Origin of the sequence: Vibrio sp. 1562, assembly GCF_033340155.1 — a bacterium.
Lineage (GTDB): Bacteria > Pseudomonadota > Gammaproteobacteria > Enterobacterales > Vibrionaceae > Vibrio > Vibrio alginolyticus.
Window position 1 is genome coordinate 15,162 of the sequence record NZ_JAWOVY010000016.1, and the last position, 18,551, is coordinate 33,712.

Genomic DNA, 18,551 nt, shown 5'->3' on the forward strand with positions numbered 1-18,551 from the left:
TTAATATTCTTTGTTGAGCCTATCGGCTAGATAGGCTCAACAAAGTAATAAATCGCAAAGAAATGGCACACGCAGCCAGCCAAAACAAAGCCGTGCCAGATCGCATGGTTAAAGGGAATGCGCTTCGCAACGTAGAAAATCACCCCCAGTGAATACACAATTCCACCAGCGGCAAGCAGTGTAAGTCCGCCGACATCCAAGTTAATAGCTAATTGATAAATCACAATCAACGATAACCATCCCATCACCAAGTACGTCATCAAAGAAAGCTTTTTAAATCGATAGACGAACGCAACTTTCATGATGATGCCGATCAACGCAATGCTCCAAATAACGATCATCAACCCAAATGCTAGAGGTGTTCTTAAGCTGACTAACAAGAAAGGGGTATAGCTGCCTGCTATCAAAAGATAAATAGCACAGTGGTCGAAGGTTTTTAGCCAACGTTTCGCTTTGGGATAAGGGATCGCATGATAGAGCGTCGAGGCCAAAAATAGCACGATAATACTCGCACCATAAATCGCCATACTGGTAAGCGTTAAAGTGTCAGCTTGATGGTCTATGGCTTTAACTAACAGCAGTATCAAGCCAACAATACCAAAAATCATCCCTATACCGTGGGTGATGGTATTGGCCAGTTCTTCACGTTGACTGTATTGAGGTTTCTGCAGTTCGGACATCAATGCGCCTATACTAGAGTTTGAAATTTGCTCTAGTATGGCACATTAGGCTTACACGTGTAAGCTTAAATTAAGACTCATGAACGGTAGTAGTTTGATCGAGATAATTGAGTACCAGTTCGCCAACTTGATCTGGCTTAGTCGTGGCAGGGATGGTCAGCTCTCGCTTGAGTTTGCCACTACCCAGTAAGCTCGCGAGCATGCCACCTTGCCCCTTGCGTGTGCGGTCAACTTCAAACCATAACTTGAGCTCTTGCTCACTGCGGTGGGCAACAAATTCTAATTCGCGCCACACGCCGTGGTAAGGTCCGTCGGTTGGCACCAGCTCAAACTCTTGCACAAATGGTAGATCGAATCCTTTCACTTCCTCGCATTCCACCTGGCGAATTCGTAAACCTTGCGCTTCAAATGCAGATAGTACCGCATCCATCAGTGGATCAGGTCGAACGGTGAGGATGTCTTTATCAGTCGGATCCAAAGCAGCAGCAACGTCTAAGCCGGTTTCTAACCATACTTTGGCATCACCAATGGTGACAGGCGTGTTCCAAGGCACATCGAGCTTAACATCGAAGGTACGCTCTTCGCCGGAATGGATGGTAAATGCGTAAGGGAGACTCCACTTAGCAAGCACATGAGTTTGAGGTACTCGGCGCATGCTGTGTCCTTCTCGCGCACCACGGTCATCAGGGGCTTCTGCGATGTAGCGGCAACAGAGTTTTAAATCAATGTTGTCGATCGCTTGTTCAGTCGCACCACCATATACATGGATCGACACATCCACACTTTGACCTGGGTATAGCACGTCTTGGTTTAAGATTGAGTCTACCTTCGCGCTCCCAATCCCAAAACTGGCAAGTGTCTTCTTCAAAAATGACATAGGCACCTCCTTCATCGAGATCTCATACTACTACTGCTGATCGTGGGATCAAACAAAAATTGCCTCGAACATCGCGACAAAATGACAAAATCTAAACAATTCAATTGCTCAACTATCGACCAATTATTACAAGGATGCTAATCTTACACTTGATATGCATGCATATCGGTATTCCTGACTCATTAACTGGATTGGCGAGAGCCAGAAGAGTGATTCTTCAATCTTGTTGGAGCCTAGCTCATAATGATTCAGGCCATTACATCGGCAATGGATATGCCTGACAGTTAGGTAAATTAATGCGCCCAACAACAGTCAGGTTCGCACACACTAATACTAGTGCAATGCGCCGCCGCAGTGGCTTTACTACTGCACCAAAGGCAAAGCAAGTTGCGCCAGCAATGACATTGGTTGAGAAGACAGCAATGATGTCGAGTGTTCCGGCCAAAGTTATCAAAGCAGCTTAATCAAAAGCGCGGCGCCAGCTGCGCTTTTTTCTTTGCACGCGACTCATAAAGCTTCAAAGACTTAGAACAAACTACAGTGAAAGAGATAGTTTTTCCTATTTGGTCTTCGCAAAGCAATTTGGTACCTTTACTGCTAATTACACCTATAAATTCTGTGGAGAAAGACATGAAGTGTCATCGCATTGAAGAGCTGCTTGAGCTACTAGAGCCTGAATGGCATAAAGATCAAGAGCTGAACCTCTTGCAGTTCATCGTTAAGCTGGCAAAAGAAGCAGGCTACAAAGGAAAGCTAGAAGATCTGACCGACGATGTACTGATCTACCACCTTAAAATGCGTAATAGCAGCAAAGATGAAATGATCCCTGGACTCAAAAAAGACCAAGAGGACGATTTTAAAACGGCGATCCTACGCGCTCGTGGCATCATCAAATAACCAGCTCAACAGCCAGTATTCTTTAAGCGACTCTCTCTGTGAGTCGCTTTTTTATAACCAAAGTTTTTAGTCCCACAATTGGTTATAACTGTTCAGCCAATTATCAGGTTAACTGTACTGATTTTTGTTGTTAAACATTGACTGCGTTAAAGAAACGGAATTGTTATTGATTGTATAATCGCCGTTCATCAGTATTTACTAAAATAATTATGTTCGGTCATCTTTATGACGGAACGAGCAGCAATGTCATCGAGCGACATCAATAGAAATGACGCCGTACATTATAAAAGCCTAAGAAGGATGAGTGCATGAGTCAGGACAAGATCGATATCAAAGATGTGACTCCTAAAACCTATAATCCCAAAACCCATAAAGGAAACGGGGATCGGTTTAACCCAAGTAATCGCATCTATGTACGCGAAAGCAAAGGGACTTACCAGAAACTACGTCGTTACGGTGGTTGGTTCTTACTACTTCTCTTCGCTTTGATACCGTGGATTCCTTACGGTGAACGTCAAGCGATCTTACTTGATATTGGCAACCAGCAGTTCAACTTTTTCGGTACCACCCTGTACCCACAAGATCTTACCCTACTCGCCTTGCTGTTTGTGATCGCGGCGTTTGGGTTGTTCTTTATTACCACCTTCTTAGGTCGGGTTTGGTGTGGCTATCTCTGCCCACAAACCGTCTGGACCTTCATGTATATCTGGTTTGAAGAGAAGCTCGAAGGTAGTGCCAATAAACGCCGTAAACAAGACTCCAATAAGCTGACGGCGAATTTAGCGATGCGTAAAACCGTCAAACATATAGCTTGGTTTGCCATTGCACTCGCCACTGGTTTTACTTTTGTTGGCTACTTCGTACCAATGAAGCAATTGGTTATCGACTTTTTCACCTTTAACGCCAACTTCTGGCCCGTCTTTTGGGTAATGTTCTTTGCCATTTGTACTTATGGTAATGCTGGTTGGATGCGTTCCATCATGTGTATTCACATGTGTCCTTACGCGCGCTTCCAGTCTGCCATGTTTGATAAAGACACCTTCATCGTTGGCTACGATGCAAAACGTGGGGAAAAACGTGGCCCACGTCCGCGTAAAGCCGATCCAAAGCAACTTGGTTTGGGTGATTGTATTGATTGTGATTTGTGTGTGCAGGTGTGCCCAACAGGTATCGATATTCGTGACGGCTTGCAGTATGAATGTATCAACTGTGGCGCCTGTATTGATGCGTGTGACAACACCATGAATCGCATGGGCTACGAGAAGGGCCTAATTAGTTACACCACCGAGCACCGCTTATCGGGTAAGAGTACCAAAGTCATGCGTCCGAAGCTGCTGGGCTATGGAGCTGTGCTACTGGTCATGGTCGGTCTTTTCTTTGCCCAAATTGCAGCGGTAGACCCAGCCGGTATGAGTGTTATTCGCGACCGTAACCAACTGTTCCGCGTTAATAGCTCGGGCGAAGTAGAAAACACCTACACCCTCAAGGTGATCAACAAAACTCAGCAAGTGCAAGAGTACTCGTTGGATGTTGAAGGGCTATCCGATGTAAGCTGGTATGGTAAGCAGACAATTCAGGTCCAGCCAGGTGAGGTATTGAACCTGCCAATGAGTCTTGGTGCCGATCCTGACAAGCTAAACTCTGCGATTACGACAATTCAGTTTATACTCACCGATAAGAGCAACGAATTCACCATTGAAGTGGAAAGCCGATTTATCAAGAAGCTATAACTTCGATGACTAATGGAAAAAGGCTCAGTAATGAGCCTTTTTGTTTATATGTCCCAAAGTATGTTTAACTTTGACGCCCTTACCCCAGACTTTATGTGGTACGCGTTAGAAAGCATCGGCGTTCGCGCAGAATCAGGCTTTCTTCCCCTCAATAGCTACGAAAACCGTGTTTATCAATTCACTGACGAAGAGCGTCGTCGTTATGTCGTCAAGTTTTACCGTCCTGAACGTTGGAGCAATGAACAGATCCAAGAGGAGCACGACTTTACTTTAGAGCTGATTGGCAATGAGATCCCCGTCGCACCACCTGTGCGCATCAACGGTGAAACCCTGCATCACTATCAAGGCTATGCTTTTGCGCTGTTTGATAGTGTGGGTGGTCGCCAATACGAGGTTGACAATTTAGATCAGCTCGAAGGTGTAGGGCGTTTCCTTGGCCGAATCCATAAAGTCGGCAGCCGCCAAGCCTTCCAACATCGCCCTACGATCGGCTTACAAGAATACCTGTATCAACCAAGAGAGATTCTGCAAAACGCCAATATGATTCCAATGCACTTGGAGAACAGCTTCTTCAATGACTTGGATATGCTGATCAAATCAATTGAAAGCCACTGGCAAGAAGGCTTCAATATGATTCGTTTGCATGGCGATTGCCACCCAGGCAATATTTTGTGGCGAGATGGCCCTATGTTTGTTGATTTGGATGACGCTCGTAACGGCCCTGCAGTACAAGACTTATGGATGCTACTGAACGGTGAACGCCAAGACAAACTGATGCAGTTGGATATTGTTTTAGAGGCTTACCAAGAGTTTTGCGACTTTAATCCTGCAGAATTGAAACTAATCGAGCCACTTCGCGGTCTACGAATGGTGCACTATATGGCATGGCTAGCAAAACGTTGGCATGACCCTGCATTTCCTCTCGCTTTTCCATGGTTTAATGAGCCAAAATACTGGGAAGGTCAGGTCCTTGCATTTAAAGAGCAGATCGCCGCTTTAGAAGAAGCACCGCTGTCTTTAATGCCTCAATGGTAAGTCAGGCCAAAAATTCAAAAATGGAGATATTTCGATGAAAAAACTGTTCGCACTGTTTTCTATGCTGATGTTAAGCCTGTCGGCACATGCAGCGCAATTCAAAGAAGGTGAACATTACAAAGTATTGGATCTTGAGGCATCAAAAAAACCTCTTGTGACGGAGTTTTTCTCTTTCTACTGCCCGCACTGTAATAGCTTTGAACCAGTTATCCAGCAACTGAAAAAGCAGTTGCCAGAAGGTACTAAGCTATTAAAAAACCACGTTTCTTTCATGGGTGGCAACATGGGCCCATCAATGAGCAAAGCCTACGCAACGATGGTTGCACTAAAAGTGGAAGACAAAATGGTGCCAGTGATGTTTAACCGCATCCACAATCTAAAGAAAGCACCACGTAATGATGAAGAACTTCGTCAAATCTTCCTTGATGAAGGTGTAGACGCGAAAAAATTCGATTCTGCATTCAAAGGCTTCGCGGTTGATTCAATGGTTCGCCGTATGGACAAGCAATTTGAAAACAGCGGTCTAACCGGCGTTCCTGCGGTTATCGTTAACAACAAATACCTAGTTCAAGCACAAAGCATCAAAACGATGGATGAGTACTTCTCTCTGGTGAACTACTTGCTGACACTAAAATAAGCACATCGATATCAATCAAAAGGGGAGCACGTCGCTCCCCTTTTGTTTATTTGTAAATCTCTTGTAGCAACCGATCTTTTTCTTGCCACACATCCCCCAACCATTGCTGAAATTGTCGCTTATAGGGCTTATCGTTGAAGTAATCACCGAGCACTCTTTCATCAACGGGTAACACATTTACACGCACAACCACCTTGCTCATGCGACCCATCAATAAATCCTTGAACGGTTTATGCGTATTTTCTGGGTACGCCAACGTAACGTCGATAATGCTCTCGAACTGTTCCCCCATCGCCGCTAACGTGTACGCAATCCCGCCCGATTTTGGTTGCAGCAAATATTGATAGTTTGCTTTACTCTTACGCTGCTTTTCTTCGGTAAACCGGGTTCCTTCGACATAGTTAACCACTGTGGTTGGAGTGTGTTTGAACTTAGCGCACGAGCGACGTGTCGTTTCTAAATCTTGACCTCGCTTATGAGGGTTGCGGATCAGATACTCTCGCGAATAGCGACGCATAAATGGCATATCGAGCGCCCAACACGCCATCCCGATGAAAGGCACATACAGCAGTTGTTGCTTGAGGAAAAACTTCGGCATGGGAATACGGTCTTTAAACACGCAGCAAAGCACAACAATATCTGTCCAACTGAGATGGTTACTGATCAGCAGATACCACCCGTCTTTTTTAAGCGCTTCACCGCCCTGAACATCCCACTCAACACGGTTAGATACCGCCAGAATGCACGCATTAACGGTAGCCCATAACCACATCACCTTATTGGCACAAGCGGTCGCTAGTGCTTTTAGCTTTACGCCAGGAAGCAATATTTTAAATACAGCGATAACACAAATTGCGAGTGAACAAACCGCAGAATTGAGAATCACAAAAGAAGCGTTAAAAAAAAATAACAAATATGCCAACATGATAGTCAAACAACAGTGATAATGTGTGAAGAATAAAACAGCGTGTAATTATACTGCGCCTTTGCCACATTGGAACATGCGTGGGAATGGTCAGATTTGTTACCGCAACCAATATGTGCACCACTCATTCGACAACAAGGAGATAACGAATGAAACCAAGGCTACTTCTCTTGCCTTTGGCCTTTGTCGTCAGTTCTGCTCAGGCTCAACTCGCTGAAACCGCAGGTTTTGGCGGTGAAATTTCGCTGAATGCCGGATTCATATCATCAGAATCCAATTTCAATACAGAAAATAGTAACACCATCGATTCTCTCGATAAGCGTGCCGATAGTGACAGTTCCGTTATCGCTGCACCGCTAGGGAGTGTGACATACACCTTTGGTAGCCGACTCAACCACCAAGTTTACGCCGGTACCACACGCTCAGATGTCGCGGTAGGTACACTCGCTTTTCAGTTGGGCTATCAACACGAGCTACAATCTGGCACCGTGCTCGATGTTTCCTATCTGCCGACGGTACTCAAAGGCGAAACTTGGCGCAACCCTTATCAAGTAGGAACCGCACGTAAAGAGACGGATGTTGACGGCAATGCGTATCGCTTTCAGATCAAAGGGTTGATTGATAAGAACTTCAACCTTGATCTTGCTTATGCTGATAAAGACATCGAGCAGGAGGAAGTGACAGACCGCTCACTTGCTCGCGATGCTAACCTTTACTATGTCAAAGGCGACTATCGCATTCCACTCAACCAAACATCTATGTTGCAACCCGCTTTCACCTACATCAATCAAGATGCCGACGGTAAGGCGGAGTCATTTGATTCGTACGGATTTGACATTAGCTGGTTTAAATTTATCAACCGTCATCGATTGGCCCTCACCGCGGGTTATGCATGGAAAGACTATCAAGCAGCTAGCCAAACTTTTGCTAAAACACGAAATGACGACACCATCAGCCTATTTGCGGCCTACGAATATCAAAACGTATTTGACTGGCAAGACTGGTCGTTCATTTCTTTAGCCGGCTATAGCCAAACTGACTCGAATATCACGTTTTATGAGGAGAAAGAGTACCTATTGTCGCTTGGTCTCAACTACACCTTCTAACGTCCTTCATCGCAACAAGGTGCTTACAACACTTGTTGCGATGACACTTTGCTGTCTATACCGCTTGCGCCGTAAGCTGTTTCAGCAAACGGTCCATCGCTCGATACCCAAGCGCCTCGGCCAAGTGCGTTCGTTCAATTTGCTCCGCCCCATCCAGATCGGCGATTGTTCGCGCCACTTTGATAATACGATGATATGCACGAATCGAGAGCCCTAAACGATGCAAAGCGGTTTCAAGAAACTCAGCATCACTCTTATGCAAGGGACAAAACGCCTCAATTTCTCGACTACCTAGCAGTGCATTGACCTTACCACTGCGGTTTAGCATATTGTTACGCGCATGGCTCACACGCGCTTTTACGATAGCAGTCGGCTCACCGCGATCACCACCTTCTGCTAATGTCCCTTTGGGCAAAGCTGGGATTTCTAAAGACATATCAAAGCGATCTAACAGTGGTCCAGATAATCGACCAAGGTAGCGCAAAATAGCTTGTGGATTGGTGCGCGCTTGATTGCCTTCGTAATATCCTGTCGGGCTTGGGTTCAAGGCTCCGACTAATTGGAAACGAGCCGGAAAGCGTGTTTTACCTTGCGCTCGAGAGATAATGATCTCTCCAGATTCGAGCGGTTCGCGTAACGAGTCCAGAACTTTACGATCAAATTCGGGCATTTCATCGAGAAACAATAACCCGTTGTGGGCTAAAGAGATCTCCCCTGGTCTGGGTACCGAACCACCGCCGACTAATGCCGCCATTGAACTTGAATGATGCGGAGAACGAAACGGACGCGACTTCCAGTTATGCTCATTAATTTCACTCTGAGTCAACGATGCCACCGAAGCGGTTTCCATTGCTTCTTCGTCACTCATTTCCGGTAATAAGTCACACAAACGCGAAGCCAACATCGTTTTTCCAGTACCTGGCGGGCCAAGGAAAAGTAAGTTGTGGTTTCCAGCGGCAGCAATCTCCAGTGCTCGCTTACCTTGTTGTTGGCCAATAATATCTTGTAAGTCTCGACCATGTTTTTCGATCGTTTTTCGCTTAGGCGTTTGAAAAAGATTCAGTCGATGTTGACCACAAAGCTCGGCACATACTTCCAGTAATGATTGGGCCGATTTATGTTGTTCCTTCCCCACCAGCGCCGCCTGATCGCCATTCACATGTGGGACGACCAAATGGCGTTGAATCTTACTAGCTTCCAGCGCAGCAGGCAGCACACCTTTTACAGGTCTCAGACCACCAGATAGTGCTAACTCACCAACAAATTCGTAGTTTTTGAGCTTATCTGTCGCGATTTGCTCCGAAGCGGCCAAAATTCCTAATGCAATAGGAAGATCAAAACGTCCTCCCTCCTTGGGTAGATCTGCCGGAGCCAAGTTCACGGTGATCCGCTTAGCAGGAAATTGAAAGTTAGAATTAATGATCGCACTGCGTACGCGATCTTTGGACTCTTTTACCGTTGTCTCTGGCAAGCCTACTAAGGTAAACCCTGGCATGCCGTTGCTGATATGAACTTCTACACTAACCGATGGCGCTTGCACCCCGACGCTTGCTCGACTATGAATGATTGCCAGCCCCATACGTTCCTCAATTTTTTGAACACTCTGTAAACAAATGTTTTATCTAGTTGGTTATGTTATATACCGCGTCCCAATTGAGAGTTAATGTGAAAAAAGAATGACTTTTTGCTTGTCATGCAGCGGAATTGTGTGATACCACTAATGACGCAAACAATTTCGTAGAACATTACACAACATTTTTTAACGAAAAAAGAACGACAGACAGATGAACCTTTTCGCTCATATCAACGCACTGCTAGCCCTGATTATCGTGGTCATTATTGGCACCGCGCGGGGTATTGTGGGCGAAAGGTAACCACAAATTACAAAAAACCCCCGCACTGAAAAGTCCGGGGGTTTTTTTACAACTACAAGTTGTCATCTGTCTAACCCTCGGACAGTTTAACGGGAAGAATGGGAGTGCACATGAAGTGCAATAAATATGGCAATCGCTACGAGCCACAACGTAGCAAAGGAGGTTTACGATGACTGGTGCACAACTTGTCGTAGCCGCTTTAAGACAGCAAGGCATCGAAACCGTTTTTGGCTACCCCGGCGGGGCCATCATGCCAATCTATGATGCTTTGTATGACGGTGGGGTGGAACACATCCTATGCCGTCACGAGCAAGGGGCCGCTATGGCAGCTATCGGGATGGCTCGTTCCACTCAAGACGTTGCTGTGTGCATGGCAACTTCTGGCCCAGGAGCCACTAACCTTGTTACCGGCCTTGCCGACGCTTTCCTTGACTCCGTACCTCTAGTTGCCATCACAGGCCAGGTTGCTAGCTCTCATATCGGTACCGATGCATTCCAAGAAATGGATGTGATCGGAATGTCCCTAGCCTGTACTAAGCACAGCTATCTCGTGACCGAAATTGAAGATCTAGCTCCGACACTTGCCGAAGCCTTTGAGGTCGCAAAAACCGGTCGTCCGGGTCCTGTCATTGTCGATATCGCCAAAGACGTTCAACTCGCTCAAGCACCTACAGACCTTCTTCCTCCATACATAGCACCAGCAATCGAAGATGTCAGCGCTGAAGATATCAAACGTGCGCAAGATGTGCTGGCAGCATCTACTCGCCCAGTGTTGTATGTTGGTGGTGGCGTGCAACTTGCGAAAGCAACCGATGCAGTACGCGAATTTCTTCGCTTAAACCCAATGCCTGCAGTTAGCACATTAAAAGGCCTCGGTACCATTGAACGCCATGATCCCCACTATCTTGGTATGTTGGGTATGCATGGCACCAAAGCCGCCAACCTAGTGGTTCAAGAAGCCGATCTATTGATCGTGGTTGGCGCGCGTTTTGATGACCGTGTGACGGGTAAGCTCGATACGTTTGCACCAAATGCGAAAGTGATTCACATCGACATTGATGCTGCGGAGATTCATAAACTGCGCCACGCCAACGCACCATTACGTGGCGACATCAACACCATTCTTCCTCAGCTAGAGCTGACTCAAGATATCTCACCGTGGGTTCATCACAGTGAAAGTCTGCGCAGCGGCTTTAAGTGGCGTTACGACCACCCAGGCGAGTTAATCTACGCACCGCTATTGCTTAAACAACTGTCTGACATGATGCCAGATAGCTCAATTGTCTCGACCGACGTCGGTCAGCATCAGATGTGGGCAGCGCAACATATCCAGCCACGCGAACCACAAAATTTTATCACTTCTGCAGGCCTTGGCACCATGGGCTTTGGCTTGCCAGCAGCGATGGGCGCTGCAGTCGCACGTCCTGATGATCAGTCTATCCTTATTACAGGTGACGGTTCATTTATGATGAACGTTCAGGAATTGGGCACGCTGAAGCGTCGGCAGATTCCAGTGAAGATTGTCCTTCTTAATAACCAACGTCTTGGCATGGTTCGCCAATGGCAGTCATTGTTCTTTGACGGTCGCCACAGTGAAACCATTCTTGATGACAACCCAGATTTCGTGATGTTAGCAAAAGCATTCGATATCCCGGGCAAAACCATCACCAAGAAAGAAGAAGTCGAACCTGCTCTCAAAGAGATGCTAGCGAGTGAAACTTCTTACATGCTTCACGTTTTGATTGATGAAGAAGAAAACGTGTGGCCATTGGTGCCACCTGGCGCATCAAACAGTGATATGTTGGAAAATACATAGGAGACAATCGCATGGACAGATATTTACTCGACATCAAAGCCGATGACAAACCGGTACTGTTGGAGCGCGTTCTACGTGTGATTCGTCACCGAGGTTTCGTGATCAAACAAGTCGCTGCTACGCAAAACCACGAAAGCAAAGTAGCCAGCGTCGAGATCATCGTCGACAGCGATCGACCAATCTCGTTTTTGATCAATCAAATAGAGAAGTTGTGGGACGTTCGTAAGGTTGAGGTGCTAAAAATCCGCAACGATGAACTGCCAAATCACAACTTACAACAACACGTAAGTGCATAAGGAAGGCAACAAATGGCAACGAAAACTGCAGATTTCATTTGGTTTAATGGTGAGATGGTTCCATGGGCAGAGGCGAACGTTCACGTTCTGACTCACGCAATGCACTATGGTACATCCGTGTTTGAAGGCGTGCGCTGTTACAACACACCAAAAGGCCCAATTGTCTTCCGTCACCGTGAGCATGCACAACGTCTAAAAGATTCTGCCAAGATTTACCGCTTTCCGATCCCTTTCTCTGTAGAAGAAATCATGGAAGCGACCCGCGAAACACTGCGCCAAAACAAACTCGACAGCGCTTACATTCGTCCATTGGGTTTTGTCGGGAATGTTGGCTTAGGCGTATGTCCACCAGTTGGCACTGAGATGGATCTAATCATTGCAGCATTTCCTTGGGGCTCTTACTTAGGCGAAGAAGCGCTAGAAAAAGGTGTCGATGCGATGATTTCAAGCTGGAATCGCGCTGCGCCAAACACCATCCCAACTGCGGCTAAAGCAGGCGGTAACTACCTATCTTCACTACTGGTTGGTGGTGAAGCGCGTCGTCACGGTTACGACGAAGGTATTGCGCTAAGCGTAGATGGTTACCTATCGGAAGGGGCTGGTGAAAACATCTTCGTTATCAAAGATGGCGTAATCACTACACCACCAGCAACTAGCGCGATTCTACCGGGCATCACTCGTGACTCGATCATGACAATTGCACGCGATAAAGGCTACAAAGTACGTGAGGCGAACATTGCTCGTGAAGCCCTTTACCTTGCCGATGAAGTCTTCATGACAGGTACTGCGGCTGAGATTGTACCAGTGGCAACCATCGACAAAATTGAAGTAGGTACAGGTAAACGCGGCCCAATCACTAAAGAACTACAAGCAGCCTACTTTGGCCTATTTGACGGCACCACGGAAGATAAGTGGGGCTGGTTAGACTATGTGTACCCAGAACAGAAGTAAGAAGGATTAGGAAATGCCAAAATATAGATCAGCTACCACCACACATGGTCGTAACATGGCGGGTGCACGAGCACTGTGGCGTGCAACGGGTGTGAAAGAAGAAGACTTCGGTAAACCAATCATCGCCGTTGTAAACTCGTTTACTCAATTTGTTCCGGGTCACGTACACCTGAAAGACATGGGCCAGCTTGTAGCGCGTGAAATCGAAAAAGCCGGCGGCATCGCAAAAGAATTCAACACCATCGCGGTTGATGATGGTATCGCAATGGGTCACGGCGGCATGCTGTACTCACTGCCTTCACGCGAACTGATCGCAGACTCTGTGGAGTACATGGTCAACGCGCACTGTGCCGATGCCATGGTATGTATCTCTAACTGTGACAAAATCACTCCGGGAATGTTGATGGCATCTATGCGTCTCAACATCCCGGTTATCTTTGTTTCTGGTGGTCCAATGGAAGCGGGTAAAACCAAGCTTTCTGATCAGATCATCAAACTAGACCTTGTAGATGCGATGATCCAAGGCGCGGATCCAAAAGTGTCTGATGAGCAAAGCGAGCAGATCGAACGCAGCGCATGTCCAACGTGTGGATCGTGTTCAGGCATGTTCACTGCAAACTCAATGAACTGTCTAACGGAAGCACTAGGTCTTTCTCAACCAGGTAACGGTTCTATGCTGGCAACGCACGCTGACCGTGAACAACTGTTCCTTAATGCAGGTCGTCGTATCGTTGAACTGACTCGTCGTTACTACGAGCAAGATGACGAATCAGCACTGCCACGCAACATCGCTACGTTTGATGCGTTCGAAAATGCGATGGCACTGGATATTGCAATGGGTGGCTCAACCAACACCATTTTGCACCTGTTGGCTGCAGCGCAAGAAGGTGAAGTGGATTTCGATATGGAAGATATCGATCGCCTATCACGCCAAGTACCACACCTATGTAAAGTGGCACCATCTACCCAGAAATATCACATGGAAGACGTACACCGCGCTGGTGGCGTCATGGCAATTCTTGGTGAGTTAGATCGTGCAGGTCTTCTACACAATGATGCGCGCACCGTGCTTGGCCTTTCGATGAAAGAGCAGCTGGCGAAATACGACATCATCCAAACTGAAGACGAAGAAGTACTTAAGTTCTACCGCGCAGGTCCTGCGGGAATTCGTACTACTCAAGCGTTCTCACAAGATTGCCGCTGGGATCGCCTTGATGACGACCGTGCGGAAGGCTGTATTCGTACTATCGATCATGCCTTTAGCCAAGAAGGTGGCCTAGCCGTTCTATCAGGCAACATCGCATTAGATGGTTGTATCGTTAAGACTGCTGGTGTGGATGAGAGCATTCATAAATTCACTGGCCCAGCCGTAGTTTTCGAAAGCCAAGAAGACGCCGTAGAAGGCATCTTAGGCGGCAAAGTAAAAGCTGGCGACGTGGTTGTTATCCGTTACGAAGGCCCTAAAGGTGGTCCGGGCATGCAAGAAATGCTTTACCCAACCACTTATCTAAAATCGATGGGCCTTGGCAAAGAGTGTGCACTTCTGACTGACGGCCGTTTCTCTGGCGGCACATCAGGTCTTTCTATCGGCCACGCCTCTCCTGAAGCAGCAAACGGCGGTGCAATTGGCCTGGTAAAAGAAGGCGATATAATCGCAATTGATATTCCAAACCGTTCAATTTCACTCCAAGTGTCTGAACAAGAACTTGCTGAGCGCCGTGCAAAACAAGACGAACTAGGCTGGAAACCAGTTGACCGCCAACGTGAAGTTTCATTTGCACTCAAAGCGTACGCGAGTATGGCAACCAGTGCTGACAAGGGTGCAGTACGAGACAAGTCGAAGCTAGAGGGCTAGCAATGATGGAAGCTCAACCCGAAAAACAAGTGAACCAAACTGGCGCAGATTATCTGCGCCAAATCCTTCGCGCACCTGTTTATGAAGTAGCAACAGTGACGCCACTGCAAGAAATGCCTCGTTTATCTGCACGTATCGGGAATAACGTGCAGATCAAGCGTGAAGATCGCCAACCCGTACACTCGTTCAAATTGCGCGGTGCATACAACATGGTGGCGAGTTTATCTGAAGCACAAAAAGCCGCTGGTGTCATTGCAGCATCGGCAGGTAACCACGCTCAAGGCATGGCGCTCTCTGGTACTAAGCTAGGCATCAAAACCACCATCGTGATGCCTAAAACCACACCAGACATCAAAGTCGATGCGGTACGTGGCTTCGGTGGCAATGTAGTGCTGCACGGCAGCAACTTTGATGAGGCAAAAGCGGAAGCGGAACGCCTTTCTGATCTGCATGGGTACACATTTGTCCCTCCTTTCGATCACCCACTGGTGATTGCAGGTCAAGGCACCATCGGCATGGAAATGCTGCAGCAAAATGGTCACCTTGATTACATTTTCGTCCCTGTCGGTGGTGGCGGTTTGGCTGCGGGTGTTGCGGTACTTGTGAAGCAGCTCATGCCAGAAATCAAAGTGATTGCAGTTGAGCCAGAAGATTCGTCATGCCTCAAAGCTGCTTTGGATGCTGGTGAGCCAGTAGTACTAGACCAAGTCAGCATGTTTGCCGATGGCGTCGCTGTAAAACGCATTGGCGAAGAGACTTTCCGTCTATGCCAAAAGTACATTGATGGCCATATTGCCGTCTCTAGCGATGAAATCTGCGCAGCAGTAAAAGACATCTTTGAAGACACCCGTGCGATTGCAGAGCCTTCTGGCGCGCTTGCTCTGGCGGGTTTGAAGAAGTTTGCTGAGCAAAACAAACTGCAAGGTAAGAATTTAGGTACTGTGCTGTCTGGTGCCAACACTAACTTCCATGGCTTACGTTATGTTTCTGAGCGTTGCGAGCTTGGTGAGAAACGTGAAGGTTTGCTTGCCGTCACCATTCCTGAGCGTCAAGGTGCCTTCTTTGAGTTCTGTAACCTCATTGGCGGCCGCGCCGTAACGGAGTTTAACTACCGCTACAACGATGACGCATTGGCAAATATCTTTGTCGGTGTGCGTTTGCAAGGCGGTCAGGAAGAGCTAGAACATATCATTCACGACTTACGTGATGGTGGCTACCCAGTGGTTGATTTGTCTGATGATGAAATGGCGAAGCTGCACGTGCGCTACATGATTGGTGGTAAGCCGTCTAAGCCGCTTAAAGAGCGCCTCTACAGCTTTGAATTCCCAGAATATCCGGGAGCGCTACTCAAGTTCTTAAGCACACTCGGTACTCATTGGAATATCAGCTTGTTCAACTACCGTAACCACGGCGCTGACTACGGACGTGTTTTATGTGGTTTCGAGTTAGATGAAAGCGATTTAGCTCAGTTTTCTGCACATTTACGTGAACTTGGCTATCAATGCAAAGACGAGACAGACAACCCATCGTATAAGTTTTTCTTGTCATAAAACGCCACATTTTAAACATATCAATGAAAACACCTCGCTAATGCGAGGTGTTTTTTATGACTGTAACCAATCTTTATGTAGCTGATTAGGCGACCCAAGATAGTCCACCATCCACTGGATCAATTTATGATTATCATCTTTGCGCCATACTAAGCAGCAGTGACTGAGCGGTTTATCATCCGGCATGACCTTCTCCACCAGCACACCATCATTGATTAAGGGTGTTGCAATATGACGTGGCATGTAACCCACGCCCACCCCATTTTTTAAACATTCAATCGCACTATACCAATTGGGCAATAATAATCGGCGCTGTTGCGGATAATGGCCAGTATGGCGTTTTGGCAGCACGTTCGAAGTATCATCAAGACAGATCGCCGGAAATTGACTCACAAACGCTTCAGTAAGCACTTGTTGTCGAACGCAAGGATGAGCGGGTGACATTACAAATGCCCAATCTAATACGCCCATATCTTTGACTTCAAAATCTCCCCCAACAGGAACCGCAGATGTCGCGCCAACGACAATGTCGGCTCGACCTTGTGCTATGGCTTCCCAAGAACCATTGAAGACCTCCATATTGATCTGCAATTCAGCAAATTCAAACTCGCGATAGAAATCTTCCACCAAAGGTTTGAGTTTTTCTAACTTCACCACGTTATCTAAGGTCAGCTTTAACGTGCTTTTCCATCCTTGAGCCGCTCGCCGCGTTTGTGCTTTCACCTCTTCCATTTGACGCAGCAAAGAGCGCGCCTCGGCCATAAAAAGTTCACCCGCTGGAGTTAGCTCGACTTTCCTTGGTAAACGTCGAAACAGCACCACATCTAAATCTTGCTCGACCTGCCTTACTCCATAGCTGATGGCTGAGGGGACTTTATGCAATACCTCAGCCGCAGCGGTGAAACTGCCTAAACGGGCAACCGTATCCAGCATTTCCAAAGACGCTTTAGAGAACATGATTTAACCTTTCAAAAAATTTGATTGATAACCAACAATTTTAGCGTTTTATTTTCTCAAAATCGAAAAATAGAATAATAAGGTAAATAAATCAGGGTTGGCGCCAACTGATGTTGATTAAAAAATGATTAAATAATTTGACTGGTTGAATCATGAAAATCTCAAAACTACAGCTCATTTATCTGGCAGCATTATCGATGCTTGGCTTCGTTGCTACCGATATGTATCTGCCAGCATTCAAAGCGATGGAAATCGACTTTGCAACAGGCCCTGAGCAAATTGCGCTCTCTTTAACGGTATTCCTCGTTGGTATGGCGATTGGCCAGCTAATGTGGGGATTGGCATCCGATAAATTTGGCCATCGTAATACACTCGCAGCCGGGTTGGTGCTATTTACTATCGCGTCATTCGGTTTGGCTTTCTGTGATCAAGTATGGCAACTACTCACACTGCGCTTTATCCAAGCTATCGGTGTGTGTGCACCAGCCGTGATCTGGCAGGCTATGGTCATTAAACGCTACTCAAGCAGTAGCCAACAAATTTTTGCGACAATCATGCCACTCGTCGCGCTATCACCAGCACTAGCACCTCAATTAGGGGTAGTGTTGGCAGATAACTTCGGCTGGCACAGTATCTTTATTACGCTAACACTGGTTGGTGTCTTTTTGGTCTTTGCGACCATGGCACAAAAAGACGAGAAAGCAGAAATCAAACAAACCAGTATGTCTGCCGACATCAAAGCGCTGCTGAGTTCTAAAAAATACCTTGGCAACGTGTTTATGTTTGCGACGGCTTCAGCTGCATTCTTTGCTTACCTAACTGGGATGCCAGAAATCATGGCGCAACTGGGCTACGAAGCAAAAGATATTGGTTTGAGCTTTATCCCACAAACCATCGCGTTTATGGCTGGTGGCTACTTAGGTAAAGTAGGCGTTCGAAAATTTGGTGATGAAAAGGTTCTGCGCCAACTGATTGGCCTATTTAGTGTCGCGGCATTAATGATTTTCATTGCTTCACAGTGGGATCTGTCATCGATTTGGCCTATTCTTGCGCCATTCTGTTTGATTGCCGTTGCTAACGGCGCGCTGTACCCAATCGTGGTAAACCGTGCATTGGCCAGCGCACAACAGAGCCCTGCAACAGCAGCAGGTCTGCAAAACAGCCTGCAAATCTGTGTAAGTAGCTTCTCAAGTGCATTGGTAGCCGCAATGGCAAGCCAAGCTCAGATGGTTACTGGCATCGCAATCATCATCTGTATGGGTGGGCTGTGGATGGGATACATTCTGTCGAATCGCGAATTATCCAAGCACTTTACGACTCCTGACAACGCCCGAGTCGTGAGTGAAGACGAACTTTAATCGTTCA

General features: G+C 46.9%; 17 protein-coding genes. 12 read left to right on the forward strand and 5 right to left on the reverse strand.

The annotated features are described in order from the left end of the window. Nucleotides 1-26: 26 nt before the first annotated feature. Nucleotides 27-680 carry a PAQR family membrane homeostasis protein TrhA gene (gene trhA, locus R7Z49_RS16215; RefSeq protein ID WP_005386658.1) on the reverse strand — a complete coding sequence of 218 codons (654 nt, stop codon included), beginning with the start codon at nt 678-680 and terminating at the stop codon, nt 27-29. Between the two features lie 70 nt (nt 681-750). Then, on the reverse strand, nt 751-1,557 hold the full coding sequence (locus R7Z49_RS16220) for a sporulation protein (RefSeq protein ID WP_064376862.1): 807 nt from the start codon (nt 1,555-1,557) through the stop codon (nt 751-753). Between the two features lie 296 nt (nt 1,558-1,853). Here R7Z49_RS16220 and R7Z49_RS16225 point away from each other — a divergent pair, with 296 nt between their 5' ends. The 5 genes from R7Z49_RS16225 to R7Z49_RS16245 all read left to right on the forward strand — a co-directional run bounded on the left by R7Z49_RS16225 (nt 1,854) and on the right by R7Z49_RS16245 (nt 5,856). After that, nucleotides 1,854-2,021 carry a hypothetical protein gene (locus R7Z49_RS16225; protein ID WP_005379043.1) on the forward strand — a complete coding sequence of 56 codons (168 nt, stop codon included), beginning with the start codon at nt 1,854-1,856 and terminating at the stop codon, nt 2,019-2,021. A gap of 166 nt (nt 2,022-2,187) precedes the next feature. Beyond that, on the forward strand, nt 2,188-2,454 hold the full coding sequence (locus R7Z49_RS16230) for a YihD family protein (RefSeq protein WP_005379040.1): 267 nt from the start codon (nt 2,188-2,190) through the stop codon (nt 2,452-2,454). Between the two features lie 308 nt (nt 2,455-2,762). Next, nucleotides 2,763-4,184 carry a cytochrome c oxidase accessory protein CcoG gene (gene ccoG, locus R7Z49_RS16235; RefSeq protein WP_064376861.1) on the forward strand — a complete coding sequence of 474 codons (1,422 nt, stop codon included), beginning with the start codon at nt 2,763-2,765 and terminating at the stop codon, nt 4,182-4,184. A gap of 48 nt (nt 4,185-4,232) precedes the next feature. Next, a complete protein-coding gene (locus tag R7Z49_RS16240; RefSeq protein WP_005379037.1) occupies nt 4,233-5,219 on the forward strand; it encodes a serine/threonine protein kinase in 987 nt (328 codons plus the stop codon). Between the two features lie 34 nt (nt 5,220-5,253). Next, nucleotides 5,254-5,856: a thiol:disulfide interchange protein DsbA/DsbL gene (locus R7Z49_RS16245; RefSeq protein ID WP_005379036.1), complete on the forward strand. Its 603-nt coding sequence runs from the start codon at nt 5,254-5,256 to the stop codon at nt 5,854-5,856. A 46-nt stretch (nt 5,857-5,902) separates the two neighbouring features. Here R7Z49_RS16245 and R7Z49_RS16250 read toward each other — a convergent pair whose 3' ends face one another. Next, nucleotides 5,903-6,781: an acyltransferase gene (locus R7Z49_RS16250; RefSeq protein WP_064376860.1), complete on the reverse strand. Its 879-nt coding sequence runs from the start codon at nt 6,779-6,781 to the stop codon at nt 5,903-5,905. 149 nt (nt 6,782-6,930) lie between these two features. Between R7Z49_RS16250 and R7Z49_RS16255 the strand changes: the two genes are divergently transcribed. Next, complete coding sequence (locus R7Z49_RS16255) at nt 6,931-7,887, forward strand: DUF2860 domain-containing protein (RefSeq protein ID WP_005379034.1); 957 nt, start codon at nt 6,931-6,933, stop codon at nt 7,885-7,887. 55 nt (nt 7,888-7,942) lie between these two features. Here R7Z49_RS16255 and R7Z49_RS16260 read toward each other — a convergent pair whose 3' ends face one another. Continuing rightward, a complete protein-coding gene (locus R7Z49_RS16260) occupies nt 7,943-9,466 on the reverse strand; it encodes a YifB family Mg chelatase-like AAA ATPase (protein ID WP_005383862.1) in 1,524 nt (507 codons plus the stop codon). A 464-nt stretch (nt 9,467-9,930) separates the two neighbouring features. Between R7Z49_RS16260 and ilvG the strand changes: the two genes are divergently transcribed. From ilvG to ilvA, 5 genes are read left to right on the forward strand one after another with little or no spacing between them, the layout of a single operon-like run. Next, on the forward strand, nt 9,931-11,577 hold the full coding sequence (gene ilvG, locus R7Z49_RS16265) for an acetolactate synthase 2 catalytic subunit (RefSeq protein ID WP_005378960.1): 1,647 nt from the start codon (nt 9,931-9,933) through the stop codon (nt 11,575-11,577). 11 nt (nt 11,578-11,588) lie between these two features. Then, entirely contained in the window at nt 11,589-11,873 is a 285-nt protein-coding gene (gene ilvM / locus R7Z49_RS16270) for an acetolactate synthase 2 small subunit (protein WP_005378958.1), read from the forward strand. Nucleotides 11,874-11,885: 12 nt separating this feature from the next. Next, nucleotides 11,886-12,824: a branched-chain-amino-acid transaminase gene (ilvE, locus tag R7Z49_RS16275; RefSeq protein WP_025768922.1), complete on the forward strand. Its 939-nt coding sequence runs from the start codon at nt 11,886-11,888 to the stop codon at nt 12,822-12,824. A 13-nt stretch (nt 12,825-12,837) separates the two neighbouring features. Next, a complete protein-coding gene (gene ilvD, locus R7Z49_RS16280) occupies nt 12,838-14,679 on the forward strand; it encodes a dihydroxy-acid dehydratase (protein WP_132937262.1) in 1,842 nt (613 codons plus the stop codon). Between the two features lie 2 nt (nt 14,680-14,681). Beyond that, nucleotides 14,682-16,229 (forward strand): threonine ammonia-lyase, biosynthetic, encoded by a 1,548-nt coding sequence (gene ilvA, locus R7Z49_RS16285; RefSeq protein WP_017635600.1) that lies wholly within the window; start codon nt 14,682-14,684, stop codon nt 16,227-16,229. Between the two features lie 54 nt (nt 16,230-16,283). On the opposite strand, the gene punR is transcribed toward ilvA, so the two are convergent. Then, nucleotides 16,284-17,186, reverse strand: coding sequence for a DNA-binding transcriptional activator PunR (gene punR / locus R7Z49_RS16290; RefSeq protein WP_005378948.1), 903 nt, complete (start codon nt 17,184-17,186; stop codon nt 16,284-16,286). A 152-nt stretch (nt 17,187-17,338) separates the two neighbouring features. Between punR and punC the strand changes: the two genes are divergently transcribed. After that, a complete protein-coding gene (gene punC, locus R7Z49_RS16295; protein WP_054579443.1) occupies nt 17,339-18,544 on the forward strand; it encodes a purine nucleoside transporter PunC in 1,206 nt (401 codons plus the stop codon). Nucleotides 18,545-18,551 lie beyond the last annotated feature (7 nt).